General features: G+C 39.8%; 15 protein-coding genes. 14 read left to right on the plus strand and 1 reads right to left on the minus strand.

The genetic code is table 11. The annotated features are described in order from the left end of the window. Nucleotides 1-44: 44 nt before the first annotated feature. The 3 genes from flhA (at nt 45) to M9949_02360 (ending at nt 3,213) form a co-directional block, all read left to right on the plus strand. Nucleotides 45-2,177 carry a flagellar biosynthesis protein FlhA gene (gene flhA / locus M9949_02350; GenBank protein MCO5250246.1) on the plus strand — a complete coding sequence of 711 codons (2,133 nt, stop codon included), beginning with the start codon at nt 45-47 and terminating at the stop codon, nt 2,175-2,177. 71 nt (nt 2,178-2,248) lie between these two features. Continuing rightward, entirely contained in the window at nt 2,249-2,536 is a 288-nt protein-coding gene (locus tag M9949_02355) for a DnaJ domain-containing protein (protein ID MCO5250247.1), read from the plus strand. Further along, nucleotides 2,533-3,213, plus strand: a complete 681-nt coding sequence (locus tag M9949_02360; protein ID MCO5250248.1) for a phosphatase PAP2 family protein — start codon at nt 2,533-2,535, stop codon at nt 3,211-3,213. The genes M9949_02355 and M9949_02360 overlap by 4 nt, the downstream gene beginning before the upstream one ends. On the opposite strand, the gene M9949_02365 is transcribed toward M9949_02360, so the two are convergent. Next, nucleotides 3,214-5,754 carry a glycosyltransferase gene (locus M9949_02365; GenBank protein ID MCO5250249.1) on the minus strand — a complete coding sequence of 847 codons (2,541 nt, stop codon included), beginning with the start codon at nt 5,752-5,754 and terminating at the stop codon, nt 3,214-3,216. 137 nt (nt 5,755-5,891) lie between these two features. On the opposite strand from M9949_02365, the gene mnmE reads away from it, so the two are divergent. The 11 genes from mnmE (at nt 5,892) to M9949_02420 (ending at nt 17,671) form a co-directional block, all read left to right on the plus strand. Further along, complete coding sequence (gene mnmE, locus M9949_02370; protein ID MCO5250250.1) at nt 5,892-7,229, plus strand: tRNA uridine-5-carboxymethylaminomethyl(34) synthesis GTPase MnmE; 1,338 nt, start codon at nt 5,892-5,894, stop codon at nt 7,227-7,229. 41 nt (nt 7,230-7,270) lie between these two features. Next, nucleotides 7,271-9,136 (plus strand): tRNA uridine-5-carboxymethylaminomethyl(34) synthesis enzyme MnmG, encoded by a 1,866-nt coding sequence (gene mnmG, locus M9949_02375; GenBank protein MCO5250251.1) that lies wholly within the window; start codon nt 7,271-7,273, stop codon nt 9,134-9,136. A gap of 27 nt (nt 9,137-9,163) precedes the next feature. After that, nucleotides 9,164-10,051, plus strand: a complete 888-nt coding sequence (locus M9949_02380; protein MCO5250252.1) for a sugar nucleotide-binding protein — start codon at nt 9,164-9,166, stop codon at nt 10,049-10,051. A gap of 9 nt (nt 10,052-10,060) precedes the next feature. Then, nucleotides 10,061-10,759 (plus strand): DUF2461 domain-containing protein, encoded by a 699-nt coding sequence (locus M9949_02385; protein ID MCO5250253.1) that lies wholly within the window; start codon nt 10,061-10,063, stop codon nt 10,757-10,759. Nucleotides 10,760-10,765: 6 nt separating this feature from the next. Further along, nucleotides 10,766-11,752, plus strand: a complete 987-nt coding sequence (gene rfaE1 / locus M9949_02390) for a D-glycero-beta-D-manno-heptose-7-phosphate kinase (GenBank protein ID MCO5250254.1) — start codon at nt 10,766-10,768, stop codon at nt 11,750-11,752. 1 nt (nt 11,753) lies between these two features. Then, nucleotides 11,754-12,224: a D-glycero-beta-D-manno-heptose 1-phosphate adenylyltransferase gene (gene rfaE2 / locus M9949_02395; protein ID MCO5250255.1), complete on the plus strand. Its 471-nt coding sequence runs from the start codon at nt 11,754-11,756 to the stop codon at nt 12,222-12,224. 86 nt (nt 12,225-12,310) lie between these two features. Beyond that, on the plus strand, nt 12,311-13,057 hold the full coding sequence (locus tag M9949_02400; protein MCO5250256.1) for a glutaminyl-peptide cyclotransferase: 747 nt from the start codon (nt 12,311-12,313) through the stop codon (nt 13,055-13,057). A 173-nt stretch (nt 13,058-13,230) separates the two neighbouring features. Then, nucleotides 13,231-13,899, plus strand: coding sequence for a sugar transferase (locus M9949_02405; GenBank protein ID MCO5250257.1), 669 nt, complete (start codon nt 13,231-13,233; stop codon nt 13,897-13,899). Between the two features lie 223 nt (nt 13,900-14,122). Beyond that, nucleotides 14,123-14,827 carry a nucleotide exchange factor GrpE gene (locus M9949_02410; GenBank protein MCO5250258.1) on the plus strand — a complete coding sequence of 235 codons (705 nt, stop codon included), beginning with the start codon at nt 14,123-14,125 and terminating at the stop codon, nt 14,825-14,827. Between the two features lie 17 nt (nt 14,828-14,844). Continuing rightward, entirely contained in the window at nt 14,845-16,005 is a 1,161-nt protein-coding gene (gene dnaJ, locus M9949_02415; protein MCO5250259.1) for a molecular chaperone DnaJ, read from the plus strand. A gap of 187 nt (nt 16,006-16,192) precedes the next feature. Next, the gene (locus M9949_02420) at nt 16,193-17,671 is read left to right on the plus strand and encodes an ATP-binding protein (GenBank protein MCO5250260.1); all 1,479 of its coding nucleotides are present in this window, start codon (nt 16,193-16,195) and stop codon (nt 17,669-17,671) included. Nucleotides 17,672-17,695 lie beyond the last annotated feature (24 nt).

Consider the following 17,695-nt stretch of genomic DNA (forward strand, 5'->3'; position numbering starts at 1 on the left):
AGGCTTTTGTTATTCTTATATTTTTAGGGATATTAAACTGATATATGGCTAAAAGCAAACAATTGGGACCGACAAAAAACTCAGGGATGGAAGATTTCACTCGGAATTTTAGTCTGAGGCTATCTAAGAACAATGACGTTTTCTTGGCAGCAGGAATCATGCTGATAATAGCATTGCTGATAGTTCCCTTGCCAACTTTCATGCTTGATTTGCTTTTGACCGTTAATATTGCAGTAGCCATTTTGATTTTGCTCGTGTCTCTCTATCTCAAGACTCCACTCGATTTAGCATCATTTCCAACGATTTTGCTTATAACTACATTATTCCGGCTTGGGCTGAACGTTGCTTCTACAAGGCTTATACTTGGTCAGGCAGAAGCAGGGCAAATAATCGATGCATTCGGACAATTTGTGATTGGTGGCAATTACGTAGTAGGTATAATTATATTCCTAATTTTAGTGCTGATTAACTTTGTTGTAATCATCAAAGGTTCGAGTAGAATTGCAGAGGTTTCGGCAAGATTTACTTTAGATGCTTTGCCGGGCAAGCAAATGTCTATAGATGCGGATATGAACGCCGGATATATTGACGAACAAACTGCTCGCAAAAGACGAGAAAGCCTGACCAAAGAGGCTGATTTCTTCGGGGCAATGGATGGTGCTGCAAAGTTTATCCGAGGTGATGCAATAGCCGGATTGGTAATCACAGCTATCAATATAATTGGCGGATTTGCTATCGGCGTACTCCAACTCGGGATGCCAATCGCCGAAGCCGCTGCAATTTATACAATTTTAACAATTGGCGATGGGCTTGTTTCCCAAATTCCGTCATTACTAATTTCCGTTTCAGGTGGTTTGGTCGTGACGCGTTCAGCATCGTCAGATAATCTGGATATTGAAATCGGGAAACAGTTTGTTGGCAAACCCAAACCCCTATATATTGCTTCAATTGCCTTGCTGGGTATTGGTATGTTACCGGGATTTCCACTTTTGCCATTTTTGTTATTGTCAGTCATAGCAGCGACGGCTGCTTTTTTACGCACAAAGACTATAGCACGCGAAGAACAGGCAAAATTAGATGAAGAATTGCAAGAAACCGAACAAATCCGCAAGCCCGAAGACCAACCCGTTGAAGAATTATTGAAGGTGGACCCTGTGGAGATTGAACTTGGATACAGTTTAATCATGCTGGTGGACGAATCACAAGGTGGCGACTTGTTCAAACGGATTACAAATGTCCGGCGACAACTCGCTATCGAGCTTGGGATAATTTTGCCACCTGTCAGGGTGCGAGATAATTTGCAGTTAGAGCCTGAAGAGTATGTAGTCAAAATCCGAGGGAATGAAAACGCCCGAAATATGCTTTATCCGCAAATGTTGTTGGCGATGAATCCGGGTACTGCCGAAGGCAATTTGAAAGGAATTCAAGTAACCGAACCCGTGTTTGGATTGCCGGCTACATGGATAAGTTATAATGACCGCGAAAATGCTGAATTGATGGGCTTCACAGTAGTGGAAGCTGCAACAGTTCTGACTACACATCTGACTGAATTGCTTCGCCGTAATGCCGATAAATTAATCACGCGCCAAGATATAAAGCATCTTTTGGAAAATCTGAAAGAAGATTATCCGGCATTAATCGAGGAAATATCTCCCGATACTTTGCCTGTTTCAACGATACAAAAAATCGTTCAAAAATTACTCTCCGAAGGCATCCCGATTCGTGATTTGGCAATTATAAGCGAATCTTTGCTCGAATATTACAAAGTTACGAAAAACGCGGACGTGTTGACTGAATATGTGCGTCATAGTTTGTCCGAAACGATTAAGAAATTATATCAAGACCAAAATGGTGTGATTCATGCCATTGCATTAGACCACGAAGTTGAAGAAGTTATGACGAATGCTTTGCAATCAAATAATCAAAATTCGCTTGTGCCATCTCTCGGATTATCGCCCGAAATACTAAATGTCATCAACCAAAGTATTTCCGAAGCAATTGATGAAGTCACCATCGCAGGGTATATGCCTGTAGTTATTTGCTCTGCTCAAGTGCGTCCCTATTTTTATCGGATGATTCATTCCACATATCCAATGGTCAGTGTGATTAGTTATACCGAATTACCCGCAGAAACCGACATTGAAATATTAAGTCGCGTTCAAATGCAATTTACGTAGTTATACGTATTTTATATATGACTGATTAGTCTTAAATTTGCATATAACGATTAATAGCGATAACAGAGTTAATGAGGTACATAGATTATTATAAAGTCCTTGGTGTCGAGCGAACTGCTTCAGGTGATGCAATTCGCAAGGCATATATTACGTTGGCATGGAAATACCACCCTGACCTAAACTATAATAATGAAAAAGCACTCGTCAAATTCACATTAATCAACGAAGCATATCGCATTTTGGGGGACTTGGACAATAGGCTCAATTTTAAGATTAAACTTGAGCAGTACGATAAAATTAGAGAAATTGCTAAAAATCAACATAAACGCACTTCCGAAATTAAAACAAACCCACAATGAAAAAACTTTATTTGTCAATTTCTGAAACTATAAATGAAAACGCTCCCTTTTTCATTTTATATACTTTGTTTCTCGCCATAGGAGCTGCTTGGCTGATTATCTACGACAAAGGTCAATGCGTATTGATGATTAATTCTTACCATAATCACATTTACGACCAAATCTTCATCTATTTTACGGAAGCAGGCGACGGAAAGTACTTTGCAATCGTACTGCTGATAGCCGGTGTAATCGGCTTAAGGTATATGTTCTTCGGGTTAGCAGCATATTTGACCGCAGGAATTGTAGTTCAAATTCTCAAAGCATTAATTGATTCGCCACGTCCAAAAGGATTTTTTATCGGCGTGACAGAATTGTCATTAGTACCCGGAATTGACGTTCATTCTTGGAACAGTATGCCTTCGGGACATACTGCAACGGGATTTGTAATATTTTTATTTTTTGCCTTATTAATCAAAGACAAGCGTTGGTCCGGCATTATGTTTGTTTTAGCACTTATGGTGGGCATTTCGAGAATTTATTTAGTTCAACATTTTTTTGTTGATGTTTATTTCGGCTCCATTATAGGTGTGCTTGCTACACTATTGATTTACAGCATATTATTCAAAAATCCTGCACTGCAAGATTCTAAATTCTTAAATTACTCAATATTTAATAAATATTTCTTAAAAGAATAATTATTCGATTTGGCTCAATTCTTCTATTTTTTGCCTTGCTGATTCGAATTCAGGATTAAGTCGATATGCCCATTCGTACATAGTAAGCGCCTCTTCGGTTGCACCGGCACTCTCGAAGCACATTGCGGTGCCGAAACATGCAAATGAATTTTGCGAATTTAAGGATAGTGCTACCGTATATAAATCGTGTGCCGATTGGAAATCTTCCATTGCGACAAGCAAATCTGCCGTCAAAACCAACAAATCATCTAAGGAATAGCCCATGCTCGAATCAAATCTGCGTGATTTCCAACTGTCCATAACAACAGTTATTGATTCAAGTGCTTCTACAATCATATCTTTTGAAGCGAAATAAATTGCCTTAACATAATATAAATCATTATGTTCGGGCGAAATTCGTTCTAATTCGGAAATGAAATTGTCCGCTGTATCATTATCTCCCTTATTAATTGAAATGATAATCATTCTGCATAACGAGAGAATATAATACTCATGGCTGACGGAATCTTTGTTGGAAATCACTGAAATATAAGCACTTGCGGCATTATCGTAATCTTCGGCAATGTAGCTGCTTTCTGCGGCACCCATCATCAAAGATGCGTCACTAAAGTCTTCCAAGGCATCGTTCGCTTTGAGAGCAGTATTTGTGCCATACAAATAATCTAATCTCGTCAGAGCCTTGATACTTGCCCTTTTCCAAGTCCAATCTGTTCGTGCTGAAAACTGTGCCAAAGCACCCATACTACGCAAATGCCCGGGATTATCGTAAACGGATTTCAAAATAGATTTCAATTCTTCAAAATCGGGTTCGAGCAGAAAAGCCTCTTTGACGAATGGCTTATCGTCAAGCGTGTTGCCAATGCTGCGTTTTGTGGATTTAATTTTCAGCGAAAAGGAACCGTGTGAGAAATCGTCAGTCGCACCATTTTCGGTGACGATGACGGGAATTCCGCAAGCCATAGCCTCTAAAACGGGCAAAGAGAATCCTTCGCCGCGATAGGGACTGACCAAAACATTGCACGCCCTATATAGCGATGTCATTTCTTGCTCGCTCATATCATTTTCGAGATAGATTATTTCGGGCGAATTGCTTTTAGAGCGAATTTGTTCGATATGATTTTTTGCAGTTTGCCCTTTGTAAAAGCTGCTTCCGCCCATATCTTTTATCACAAGGCAAATGTCGTCGTCTGCGGTGAAATTTTCTACGTATGCTCGGAGAAGCAAATCAATTCCTTTCCTGAAAATCGTCCCACCAACAAACAGCATTTTGAATTGCTTTTTGGTCGGCAAATCATATATATCGCCGCTTGGTTTGAATAGGACAGGGTCTATGCCATTTGGAATTACTTGCACTTTGTCGGCGTCAATTCCCGATTCGATGAAAGAATTTCGCGAAAAATTAGACGGAGTCCAAAGTTCGTCCGCTTGTTTGAATAATTCGACAAAATCCTCTCTCAGAACCGAAAATTCCCAGGGCTGCATAATAATCCATTTTGCACCGTTTGGAGCTTCGGTTTTGGGGGGCCATTGGTGGCGAATCCAGACATAAGGCAATGCCGAAACGTCGTCGCTAACTTCGGATTTGTATCGAATGTCATTTTCAATTAGCGATTTGAATTTCTCGCTGCTTTTCGGGTCGAATGTATCTGGTTCGTATGGTATAATAGTCAGGTTTACAGCGCCCGATTTTGTCAGATTTATGCAATGTTCACGATTAATTAAGGCTAAGGAATGATAGACAAACTGCGAACCTTCCCAAACGACATTTAATTGTTGCTCATTTTTGGGGAATAAAGATTCCTCTTTTATCGGTTCAACTTTCTTTTCAATCTCGCCCACAAGTTCCATCAACATATCAATTTCAAATGGCTCATCGTCGGGCTGAACTTTTAAACTTTCGGAATCAACTTTGAAATCGAGCCAATCAAATCTGCTTTCGGGTTTATTCATTGTCTGAGTTACTCGTTTGGAGGCGACTACAGTCATATTCAAGTTAATCAAGCCTTTGCTCTGTGGGTAATCCTGCAAAGTAATGCTTTCAACTTTTAACTCAGCTTTTTCTAAATGTTTGGAAATAGATTTTTCGTCAAATGCGACGCAATGATAATCTCCGGGATTTGTTTGCCCGCCAAAAATCATGTATGAGGCTATATCGGCATCCCAATCGCCACGCTGGTAGGCATTCATTTGCAATCTTAAATTCGGACAACGAATCTCGATTTTCCCTCCGGGTTTCAGCACTCGCGCCCATTCTTTAAGCACGGCGTCTGTTTCCCTATGCGAAAAGTGCTCCAATACGTCGCTTGCCAGAATAAATTCCGCACAAGAATCCGGCAATTCAAGATTCCGAATATCCATTGAAACAACTTTTTCATTCTCGGAGTATAAATCTATGTTCAAGAAGCCTTCGCGGACATCTCTGCCACAACCCAAATTCAGCATCAGCTTATCCGGCAAAACTTCAGGCAAACGCCCTTTTGCCGACTTATTTGAAAAGCCATGCGGAATATCTTGAACAAATTGTATTCGATTCATTGCCATAAAATATCAGTCAATATTGAAAATTACTGATAATACTATCAAAACAAGTGCCATAAGCCATGAAATCTTAATCATATACGTTTTAGCATTTTCTAAAAGTAATTACTATATTTTTTTTATTATCAAAAAAGCATAAATTGAGAACAATAGCAGCAATCGCAACACCGCCGGGGATTTCCGGACTTGCCGTCGTGAGAATTTCGGGCGACGATGCTATTGATATTATCAGCAAATGTTTTCGCGATAAATCAAAGCTTGAAAATATCCAAAGTCATACCATTATATATGGTAAAATTTACGAAAATGACAGAATGGTGGACACCGTAACTTTGTCCTATTTCAAGTCGCCAAATTCATACACCGGTGAAAATGTTATAGAAATCGCTTGTCATGGCGGATTGATAATTGTAAATGAAATTCTCGATTTGCTCTATGCTTTGGGAGCTGTTCCTGCTCAACCGGGCGAATTTACTAAGCGTGCTTTTTTGAACGGAAAGCTCGATTTGGCACAAGTCGAAGCTGTTGCCGATATTATTCATGCAGTTTCAGTGCCGGGAACGAGAACAGCTGCACGACAATTGAAGGGCGATTTCACGTCTCGACTTCAAAAGCTGAGGCTACAATTATTGGATATTTCGGGTTTGCTCGAATTAGAATTAGATTTTGCCGAAGAAGGGGTAGCATTTGTTGAGCGTCACAAGATTATCGAATTGCTCGATTCGACAATAGAATTTTGCCGAAATTTGTATAATTCCTACCGTGCAAGCGAAGTGCTACGTTCGGGATTCAAAGTAGCAATTGCGGGATTTCCAAATTCCGGGAAATCAACTCTTTTTAACTCAATTTTGGGTCGTCGCCGCGCAATAGTGAGCGAAATTGCCGGAACAACTCGCGATTATATCGAAGAATCATTATTCTTAGACGGTTTGAAAATTATTTTCACCGATACTGCCGGTTTGCGTGAAACGGAAGATATAATTGAAATCGAAGGCATCAAATTGGTGAACGAAATTTTAGAAAATGCCGATTTGATTCTTGTGATAAATGATTTGACAAACGGTGAAAATAATTCCGAAAATTTGGTCAAAGAAATTTCCGATAAATATCCGAATAATGAAATATTGCTATTGCAAAACAAGATAGATTTGGCAAATATTCATCCAAACACAGGATTAGCAATTTCAGCCGAATTAGGCACAGGAATAGATTTGCTAAAAAGAGAAATTACCGAAAAAGCTTCAAAAAGTATAGAACGAATATCTGACATATTGATAAATAGACGCCATCACGATTTACTAATCGAAGCCGAACGCAGTCTGATTGATGCCAAATCAGGCTTGGAGCAAGGGATGGAAAATGAACTTATTGCAATTGATTTGCGAAAAGCAACTAAAATCTTAGGCGAATTGACAGGTGAATCTTGGAACGAGGAAGTCTTAGACAGAATTTTTTCTTCATTTTGCATCGGCAAATAATGTTTCACGTGAAACTTTTCAAAACTACGTCTGTATAATTTATGCATAATAATAAATTTGATATAATAGTCATCGGCGCAGGACACGCAGGCATTGAAGCCTCAGTGGTAGGTGCTCGTATGGGTATGAACGTTGCCTTATTGACTATGGATTTGGATACGATGGGTCGCCCGTCGTGCAATCCAAGCATTGGCGGTTCGGCAAAGGGACATCTTGTTAAAGAAATTGATGCTCTCGGTGGTGTCATGGGTGGTCTGGCGGATAAAGGCGGCATACATTTCAAAATGCTGAACCGCTCTAAAGGTCCTGCAGTTTGGTCTCCACGATGCCAGATTGACAAAGATTTGTACCCGAAATATGTACGGTCGCTTTTGTCAAATGAAAACAATGTGCACCTGATAAAAGGAACTGCAAACGAAGTTCTGATTGAGAATGACAAAGTTATCGGAATCATCACAGATAATAATGAGACAATTTATGCCAAAGCTGTAATATTATGCGCCGGAACTTTCCTAAACGGCTTATTATACACGGGCAAGGAAATCACAGCCGGTGGAAGAGTAGGCGAGAAGCCCTCGCATAAGATTTCAGACTTGCTATCTTCATACGGCTTGGTACGTGGCAGACTGAAAACAGGAACGCCGCCGAGAATCGCAAAAGAATCTATAGATTTTTCAAAAGTTGAAATTGAAAGCGGCGACGATGAACCGAAAGCATTTTCATTTCGTAGTGCAAGCGTTAAAAATAGATTAGTCTGTTACGGAACGGAGACAAATCTCGCAACTCACGATATTTTGCGAACAGGATTTGAAGATTCGCCGATGTTCACGGGACGAATCAAAGGTGCCGGTCCAAGATATTGCCCATCGATTGAAGACAAGATTAATCGCTTCTCCGAACGCGATTCTCATAAAATATTGCTCGAACCCGAAGGTTTGAACACAAATTCCATTTATGTCAACGGTTTTTCAACATCTTTACCACAAGATATTCAGCTTCAGGGCTTGCATACAATTCCGGGATTGGAACATGCAGTCATGACAAAAGCAGGATATGCAGTCGAGTATGATTTCTTTTTTCCCTATCAATTGCGTTTCACAATGGAAACAAAAGCTATTGCGGGTTTATATTTTGCAGGACAAATCAACGGGACTTCGGGATATGAGGAAGCTGCCGCACAAGGACTAATAGCCGGAATAAACGCTGCACTGAAAATTCGTGAGGAAGAACCCTTTACTTTGCGACGCTCGGAAGCATATATTGGCGTTCTGATTGACGATTTGGTCAATAAAAGTACTGAAGAACCTTATCGAATTTTCACTTCATTAGCCGAGTACAGACTTTTGCTCCGACAAGATAATGCAGATTTGCGATTGTCGCATCATGGGCATCGTCTCGGATTAATAAGTGATTTGGAATTTGAACAAATTTCACAAAAGACACGTTTAATTAATGATGGCTTTGAAAAGACAAAATCAATCAAACTCAAGCCTTATATTATCAATGAATATTTGAAAATTATCGGCGAAACGAATGTAGATATTACAACTGATGTGTATAATCTCACAAAACGTAGTAACGTCCGTTTGCATGATTTGCTCAAATTAAATGTAAATGGCGACCCTTTTGTCAGAACTTTAGTCCATAATGAAGATATTACCGAGCAAATCCAGATAAATATAAAATATGAAGGTTATATAGCACGGCAATTGAAGGACATCACATACTTCTTGGATAATGAATCCAAAGTTATTCCCGATTGGTTTGATTATAGTAGCATATCGTCTTTATCAAACGAAGCACGTGAAAAACTCATTCGGATTCGCCCGGCATCTTTGGGGCAAGCCTCGCGTATATCCGGTGTTTCGGCTTCTGATGTATCAATTTTATCACTATTTTTAAAGTAAATTGTTTCACGTGAAACATTTTTTGAAATGAATAAAATAGCAATTATAAACGGTAATAACATACTTGGTCACTTTTTGCGACGCTTTCTGACCAATCATACTACATATTCATTTGTCAATATTAATGATTCCGAGCAAATTTTTACCGACGATACGGAATCATACGAATATAAGGTGAATGATTTGAAATCTCTCCGAAAATTGATAAGCAATGTCAAACCATCGCATATTATCGCACTAAACGATTTCAACTCCGCCGATGAGGACAAACATAAATTAGAGATTTGGAATAAAAATGTACTTGTTGTCGAGCATCTTGCCAAAGCAGCTGCAATCAACGATTGCCATCTGATGCTAATTTCTAATGAATCATTATTCGATGGGACTTCAGGACCGTACAAAGAAGATGATAAGCCCAACCCTTTGAATTATTACGGCAAAGCTCGACATGCTGCAGAAAATGTAGTGCTGACGACAGTTGCAGATTTTTCAATTTTGCGAGTTCCCATGATATTTGGCTATTTGCCCGATGTGCCGAATATGGTAGAAAAAATTCTCGAAAATGAACATTTGTCGCTTCGAGATGATTATTTAACCAATCCGATTTATGCAGAAGACGCCGCTTTGGTGATTTACAAAATTATCAGCAAGCAACGAAAAGGCTTGTATTGCTTGGGTGGTCCTGATTATTTGACTCCCTACGAATGGGGTTTGAAACTAAATCAGTATCTTTGTAATTCGAGTGGGAACATTTCGCCTTCTTATGTGTCTATAAGTAAAGACAAAGAACAAAAATTAAAATTCGGCTTCGTAAGTTTGAAAGCCGAAACAGATTTGAACATGAAATTTATGGCTTTAAGCTCAGCTTATTCTGCCATAAGGTTTCTCATTGATAAACGTAAATATGATATTTGAGGAGTTACAATGAAAGCGACGCCTGAATTCGACAGGTTCAATCCGGAAATAGCTAACTTTTTTGCCGAACTTAGCAAAAACAATTCTAAGGAATGGTTTGATGCTAATCGCAAATTGTACGAAAAGGAAATAAAAGATAAATCTAAACTATTCATTGGTGAAATGGGGAAACGTTTGTCCGGCAATAACCTTCGTTATATTTCCGACCCGAAGGTTTCGATGTTTCGGATTAATCGTGACATAAGATTCAGCAAAAATAAAGACCCGTACAAAACAAATCTCGGCTTTTGGTTCCCATACGGAGATGATGTTTTGAGCTTTGCAAAGAAACCACTTCCGGGCATATATTTCCATTTCTCAAATGAGGAATCTTTCATTGCTTGCGGCATCCATACTCCCGAAAGTGGGGATTTGAAGAAAATCCGTGCTGTATTGGCAAATGATTTTGAAAGATTTGAATATATCACAGGGAACAAGAAATTCAAAGCAGCTTTCCCGAAAGAAATGACATCAGGAGCCCTAACTCGCGTTCAGGGATATTCCAACGACCATCCGGCATTCAAATATATCGCCAGAAAAGACCATACATTTTTCATAGATGCGCCCATTGACACCTTTTTCTCACCCGAATTACCTGACATTTTGGTTGAAAAAGCCAAAATTAGCGATGAATTACACAACTTTTTATATACTGCAATTACGGACTAATTTATAATGAAGCACATTGATAAAAACAGAACTGCAACAATATTAGAAAACGCACAAGGCAAAATTGTCGCCGTGATTGGCGATGTTATGCTCGACAGATATTTTTGGGGTAGCGTGAACAGGATTTCACCCGAAGCCCCCGTACCGGTAATTGATGTCGAATCCGAAACTTTTCATCTGGGAGGCGCTGCAAACGTAGCGAAAAATCTCCGTTCGCTCGGACTCGAACCTATGCTATGTGGCATCATTGGCGATGACAACTCGGGAGCAATGTTCAGACAAATTGCCGAATCATCAGGAATCAATACTACGGGATTGTTTGTAGATTCAGGTCGTCCCACAACAGTGAAAACTCGAATCATTGGCAATAATCAACAGATTGCACGAATTGACCGCGAAGTTAGAACCTCGCTATCGAATACCGGGCTTGAGTTAATCATAAATTGTTTGAGCAATCAAAATAATCTCGCAGGTGTGATACTGGAAGATTACAACAAAGGGACTTTGACTTCGAAATTGATTGAAGAAATTATCACGTTTTGCAATGACAAAGACATCCCGGTCTTTGTTGACCCCAAAAGCGATAATTTCTTTGCATATAAAAAAGTAACTTGCTTCAAACCAAATCGTAAAGAAGCCCAACAAGCATTAGGTTATGAATTTGATACTATTGATAATGTAAAAAGTGCCGGCACAAAATTGTTAGAACTTTTACAATGCGAAAGCGTGCTAATTACGCTCGGGGCGGCAGGAATGATGCTATTCGAATCAGATGGGACAATATCATCTGTACCGACTAAGGCGAGACATATCTCCGATGTTTCCGGTGCAGGCGATACTGCAATAGCTGTGATAGCGGCGACATTCGCCGGTGGAGCAGATATAAAAGAAGCGGCAACGCTTTCAAACAATGCTGCCGGATTGGTTTGCGAAAAACCCGGCATAGTAACAATTACGAAAGAGGAACTCATCGCAAGCATTGGGAGCTTATAATATGTTGTATGATAGTGCAGATTTAGCAAATATATTGCAGGAAAAGTCGGAGCAAGGAAAGAAAATCGTCTTCACAAACGGTTGCTTTGATATTCTCCATGCGGGACATGTCAAGTATCTCGAGCAATCTAAACAATTGGGCGACGTGCTTGTCATAGGGCTAAATAGCGACGATTCGGTCAGAAGATTGAAAGGTGATTCGCGTCCCGTAAATAATCAGATGGATAGAGCGATTGTTCTTTCGGCTCTTCGTGCAGTTGACTACGTTTGCTTTTTCAATGAAGATACTCCTTTGGAGCTGATTATGCAATTGAAACCACATATCATTACAAAGGGTGGTGATTATACCGTTCAGGATGTTGTCGGCGGGGAATTTGTAATCAACAATGGAGGCGATGTAGTGATTATTGAGCTTGTCGCCGGGAAATCTACTACGAGCACAATTCAACGACTAAATGCCACAAAACAATGAAATACACACTAATTATATTGATTTTTACAATGATTTCTTGCTCTAAAAGCAAGGAAGCATACATTATAGAGGACGAGAACATAAAAATGGATACAAATGCAAATCAATCGGAAAGCATATTTGTTACCAAGAATGCATCAATTCCCTATGATTTTGAACTTGTTCGTGTTATTCCCAAAGAGCCGATGGCTTACACTCAAGGATTACTCTTTCATAATGGACATCTGTACGAAAGCACAGGGCAATATGGCAGGTCATCAGTCAGGATTGTTGACCACAACACAGGGAAAGTGCTAAAGTCAAAGAAAATTAGCCCGCAACACTTTGGTGAAGGCATTGCAATCATGAACGATAAATTGTATATGCTTACGTGGACTTCGCGAACTTGCTTTGTATTTGACCCTGTCTCATTTGAACAAATCAAGTCATTCACTTACCCTTCGGAAGGTTGGGGACTGACTGATTTCGGTGAAAAATTAATCAAAAGTGACGGCAGCTATTTCCTCAGGGTCATTGACCCCGAAACTTTTAGAGAAGAAAAAACGATAACGGTGGTTCTAAATGGCAGACCTTTGACTAACTTGAATGAGTTGGAATACGTAAACGGATTGCTTTATGCTAATATTTATATGTCAGACAAGATTGCAGTCATAGAGCCGGAAACTGGAGAAGTACTGAGCATTATTGATTTCGGTAAATTACGTTCATTCGAAGTAAACAACAAAGATGCCGAAGCATTTAACGGTATCGCATACAATCCGGACACAGACACTTTTTATGTTACCGGGAAAGATTGGTTGAACTACTTTGAAATAAAATTTCTGAATAATTAATTTTAATTAATTTGGAAATATAATAAGAATATCATAATTTTACATTCTATTATTTATCACTATTCGGGAGCGAATTCGTAAAATTGTTTCTATTTGTTTAGTTACGCGAGGTTTTTATAGGGCGGAGAATTCTACAAACTGATTTTTGTAGAACATGCAAATAGGGGCTAAATATGCGAGTTTACTCAGAACCGAGAAACACTCTTGTCGTTGACTTACACGCCATTCAAACCGAAAGGCAATCTTACCTTCGTATGAAACGTGCTTTAGATGTAGTCTTAGCACTCACTATGATTGTGCTTTCATCGCCACTGTTGTTGATTACCGCACTATTAATCAAACTTACAACAAGAGGACCTGTAATATATACCCAAATTCGTCTTGGGCAATACGGTCATAAGTTCCTAATTTACAAATTCCGAACAATGTACACGTCGGCAGACTTCGACCATGAGCAATTCGGCATCGAAAAAGCCAAAGGCACTTTCATCAAATCTCCCAAAGACCCGCGTATAACACCCATCGGACGTTACTTGCGAAACACAAGTATAGATGAACTTCCGCAGCTATTCAATGTACTCTTTGGCGATATGAGTATTGTCGGTCCGCGACCTTCGGAAGAATTCTTCTTTTTGAATAATCAGCGATTCAAAGATATTCGTTTGATTGTAAAACCCGGCATGACCGGATTATGGCAAGTAAAAAATCGGAGCAATCATTGTACGATTTTTGATATGATTGATTACGATATAGAATATATTCAAAATATGAATTTATGGAATGATATAAAAATCATTTTCCTGACAATTCCGGCTGTTTTACAAGGGGAAGGTGCCGTTTAGTATCCGACTTCGTTTTTGGGGCTTTATTTGCTTTTTAATCATATTTAGGGTGTAAGGCATATTATCACATGTTTTGCACCCTAAACTTTTAATATAGCGAGAATATGAAAGCCACTTTTGTGTAGCTTCTACACACGTTATTGCACTATTTTTTTTCTATGTCATAAAATCTTCCATTATACGTTATCATATAATTAAATATAATATTAGTGGAGATTTTAAAATGGATGAGCAAACAGGAAATCAAAAAAAACCATTGCGTCCTGCTCCAAATAAAAAACAGGACATTTACAATACATATTTGAAAAATGAAAAAAGTCGTAATATACCGATTCAAGATTTGGAGGAAGAATTAAAAATGAGTGAAAATAATAACACGAACGATGAATTTGAAAATGAAAATGTCGTTCCAGAATCAAACAACAATGAAACTGATATTTCAGAATTCGTTGATGTGATTAGCGAATTAAACAAACAAAACGAAACACTTATGTCTGAACGTGACGATTTGAAAGAGCAACTTATTCGAAAAGCCGCCGAACTCGAAAATGTTCGTCGCCGCAGTATTCGCGAAAAGCAAGAAATGATTGATTTTGCGAACGAAAGATTACTATTCAAAATGCTCGAATTGCTTGATGACATTACTTCAGCATCGAATGCATCTCACAATACGACTGATTTCGACAGCTTAGTCAAAGGCTTGGATATGATTCAAGCTAAAGCTATGAAGCTATTTGACGAAGCCGGTGTAAAGAAAATGGAAGAAAACGTGGGCTCACAATTCGATGTTAATTTCCACGAGGCACTGATGATGGCTCCTTCGGAATTGCCTGAAGGTGCAATCGTACAAGTGATTCAACCCGGTTACATGATAAAAGAAAAAGTATTACGTCACGCAAAAGTCATCACATCAGCCGGAAATCAATAAAATAGGATAGGAAAAGAATGGAAAAGCGCGATTATTATGAGATATTGGGTCTGGACAAAAACGCAACGCCTGATTTGGTAAAGGCAAATTACCGAAAAATGGCTATTAAGTATCATCCGGACAAAAACCCGGGCGACCCCGAATCTGAGAATATGTTTAAGGAAGCTGCCGAAGCCTACGAAGTGCTCAGCGACCCAAACAAAAAGGCTCGGTACGACCGCTATGGTCACCAAGGTTTGCGTGGTGGGCAAGATTATCACACATACCAAAACATGGAGGACATTTTCTCTTCTTTTGGTGATATTTTTGGCGGCGGCGGAAGCATATTCGATAGTTTTTTTGGTGGCTCAAATGCAGGTCGTGGCAAACGATACTCCGGCGAACCCGGTGCGGATATTAAGATTAAACTACCTTTAACTTTAGAAGAAATTTCCGAAGGCGTCGCAAAAACTTTGAAAGTACGCAGACTTGTGACTTGCTCCACTTGCTCAGGTACAGGTGCGAAGTCCGGTGGTAAACGCACTTGTAGCACTTGCAAAGGTCATGGTGAAGTTCGCCAAGTGTCACGCTCAGTGTTCGGTCAATTCATCAATGTTTCCGTATGCCAAACATGTAGCGGCACAGGCGAGGAAATCACCGACAGATGCACTGATTGCCGTGGTGAAGGACGGATTTTTGGCGAAGATAAAATCAAAATTGATATTCCTGCCGGAGTCGAAGAAGGAAACTACATCCCGCTTCGTGGCAAGGGACATGTCGGCAAAAATGGTGGTGCTTCGGGCGATTTGATGGTAATCATCGAAGAGAAAAAGCACGCTTATTTTGTTCGCGACCGAAATAATATCATCTTCAATCTTAATATCACATTCCCGCAAGCCGCTCTGGGCGACAGCGTAGAAGTCCCGACCTTGACCGGAACAGAGGATATTAGAATCGAAGCCGGCACCCAAAACGGTACAAGATTGAGAATCAGAGATAAAGGGATTCCATATCTGAATTCATCGGGCAGGGGAGACCAATATGTGATTTTGCATATTTCGATTCCCACAAAATTGACTTCGAAGGAAAAAGAATTAATTGAAACTCTCGCAGAGTTTGATAATTTTTCGCCTACACAATTAAATAATAAAGAAAAAGATAAAAATATTTTCGAGAAAATAAAAGATGCTTTTGTATGATTATTTAAATAATTAAATATTTTCTATTAATTCCAAGTCGTTTATATTTAATTACTTGGAATTTTTTTATTTATATTATTATTATATAATTATTTTCGATTCTCTTATATTATTTTTCAGATTTGGAAATTGCAATTTTCATACTTAGTTTTGCAAGATATATTTTTAACTAATAGCGGAAATTGTTATGTCGAATGCTCCTCAAGTAGAACTTGCAAGGCTCAGATTATTGAATGAAAAACGCTTTATCGCTGCATCACTGAAGTACATTCACGAAATGTTCTCCAACTACGGTTTCGACGATAGAGAGCTTATGCAAATCGAACTCGTTGCCGAAGAAACTTCAGTCAGCATTATCGAAAACTCCTTCGATGCGGATGAGAGCGGATATTACGACATTGCCCTAATTCGTCAGCCGAACAAAATTGTGCTTGCATTCGAAGACAAAGGTTTGCCATTCGATGTAAAGCAACTGGAAAGCAACGATGAGGGAGCGCTCCGACTGCTTCTGATGAAAAAGATAGCCGACGAACTGCACTTTATCAATCTCGGCAAAAATGGCAAAAGAATCGAAATCCACAAAAACTTGCCTGCAAAAACTATCGCCGAATACACTGAGCAAGACCTTTCGCCGATTGACCCCGAAATCACTCGCGCCACTGATGATGTGGAATTTATGCTGATGAGTTCCGAGCAATCGGTCGCTTTGGCGCGCTGTGTCTATCGCTCTTATGGGCTGACTTATGCGGGCGATTTCATCTACTATCCCGAGAAAATTAGCGAGTTGCTCGATTCCAAGCTGCTGCGTTCGGTAGTGGCACTCAATTCCGAAGGTGAACTCGTGGCGCATTTGGGGCTGAATTTCTTGACTGAGGGCGCTAAAGTGGGCGAAACCGGACAAGCTGTGGTTGACCCGCGGTATCGTGGGCGAGGACTTTTTGAAAGCATGAAGAAATATTTGGCAAAGCATTCGCAATCTATCGGCGATTTCGGCTTTTATAGCGAAGCAGTCTCAATTCACCCTTACACCCAAAAAGGTAACATCGCACTCGGTGGACACGAAACAGGCATTGTACTCGGATACGTCCCACCAAACTTGACGTTCAAGAAAATCGGCGACTTGGGCGAAGGTAAGCGTCAAACCGCAGTATTGTTCTATCTTCGGGTGAATGAGGAGCCGGTGCGACAAGTATATTTGCCTGAGAATCACAGGGGAATGCTCACAAAAATCATAAATGAAAATAACTTAAATCGCGAAATAAAAGCAGTCGGCGATGATTTCGCAGTCGAGCATGAAAAATCCGAAATTGAAGTTCGTGTCAAACCCGATTGGGGACAGGCTCATTTGTTAGTTCACCGCTTTGGTGCTGATTTCCCGGATGTAATCGCATATAATTTGCGAGACGTAATCCGCCGCAAAATCGAATATATTTATCTCGACATGCCATTCAGCAACGCCGCTACTGCGCACTTTTGCCCGATGCTCGAATCCTTGGGCTTCTTCTTTTCCGGCATCATCCCCGAGCTTTTCAATGGCGACGCCTTCCGACTGCAATATCTCAATCATGTAGAAATCGAAGCCGACAAAATTAGCACCGCATCAGATTTCGGCAAAGAACTACTCAATTATTGCCTTGCGGAACGTGAAAGAGTAGGTGGGGTTTAGGGGCGTAATTTTATTAATTAATTA

Source organism: Candidatus Kapaibacterium sp. (assembly GCA_023957315.1).
Classification (GTDB): Bacteria; Bacteroidota; Ignavibacteria; order Kapaibacteriales; family UBA2268; genus PGYU01.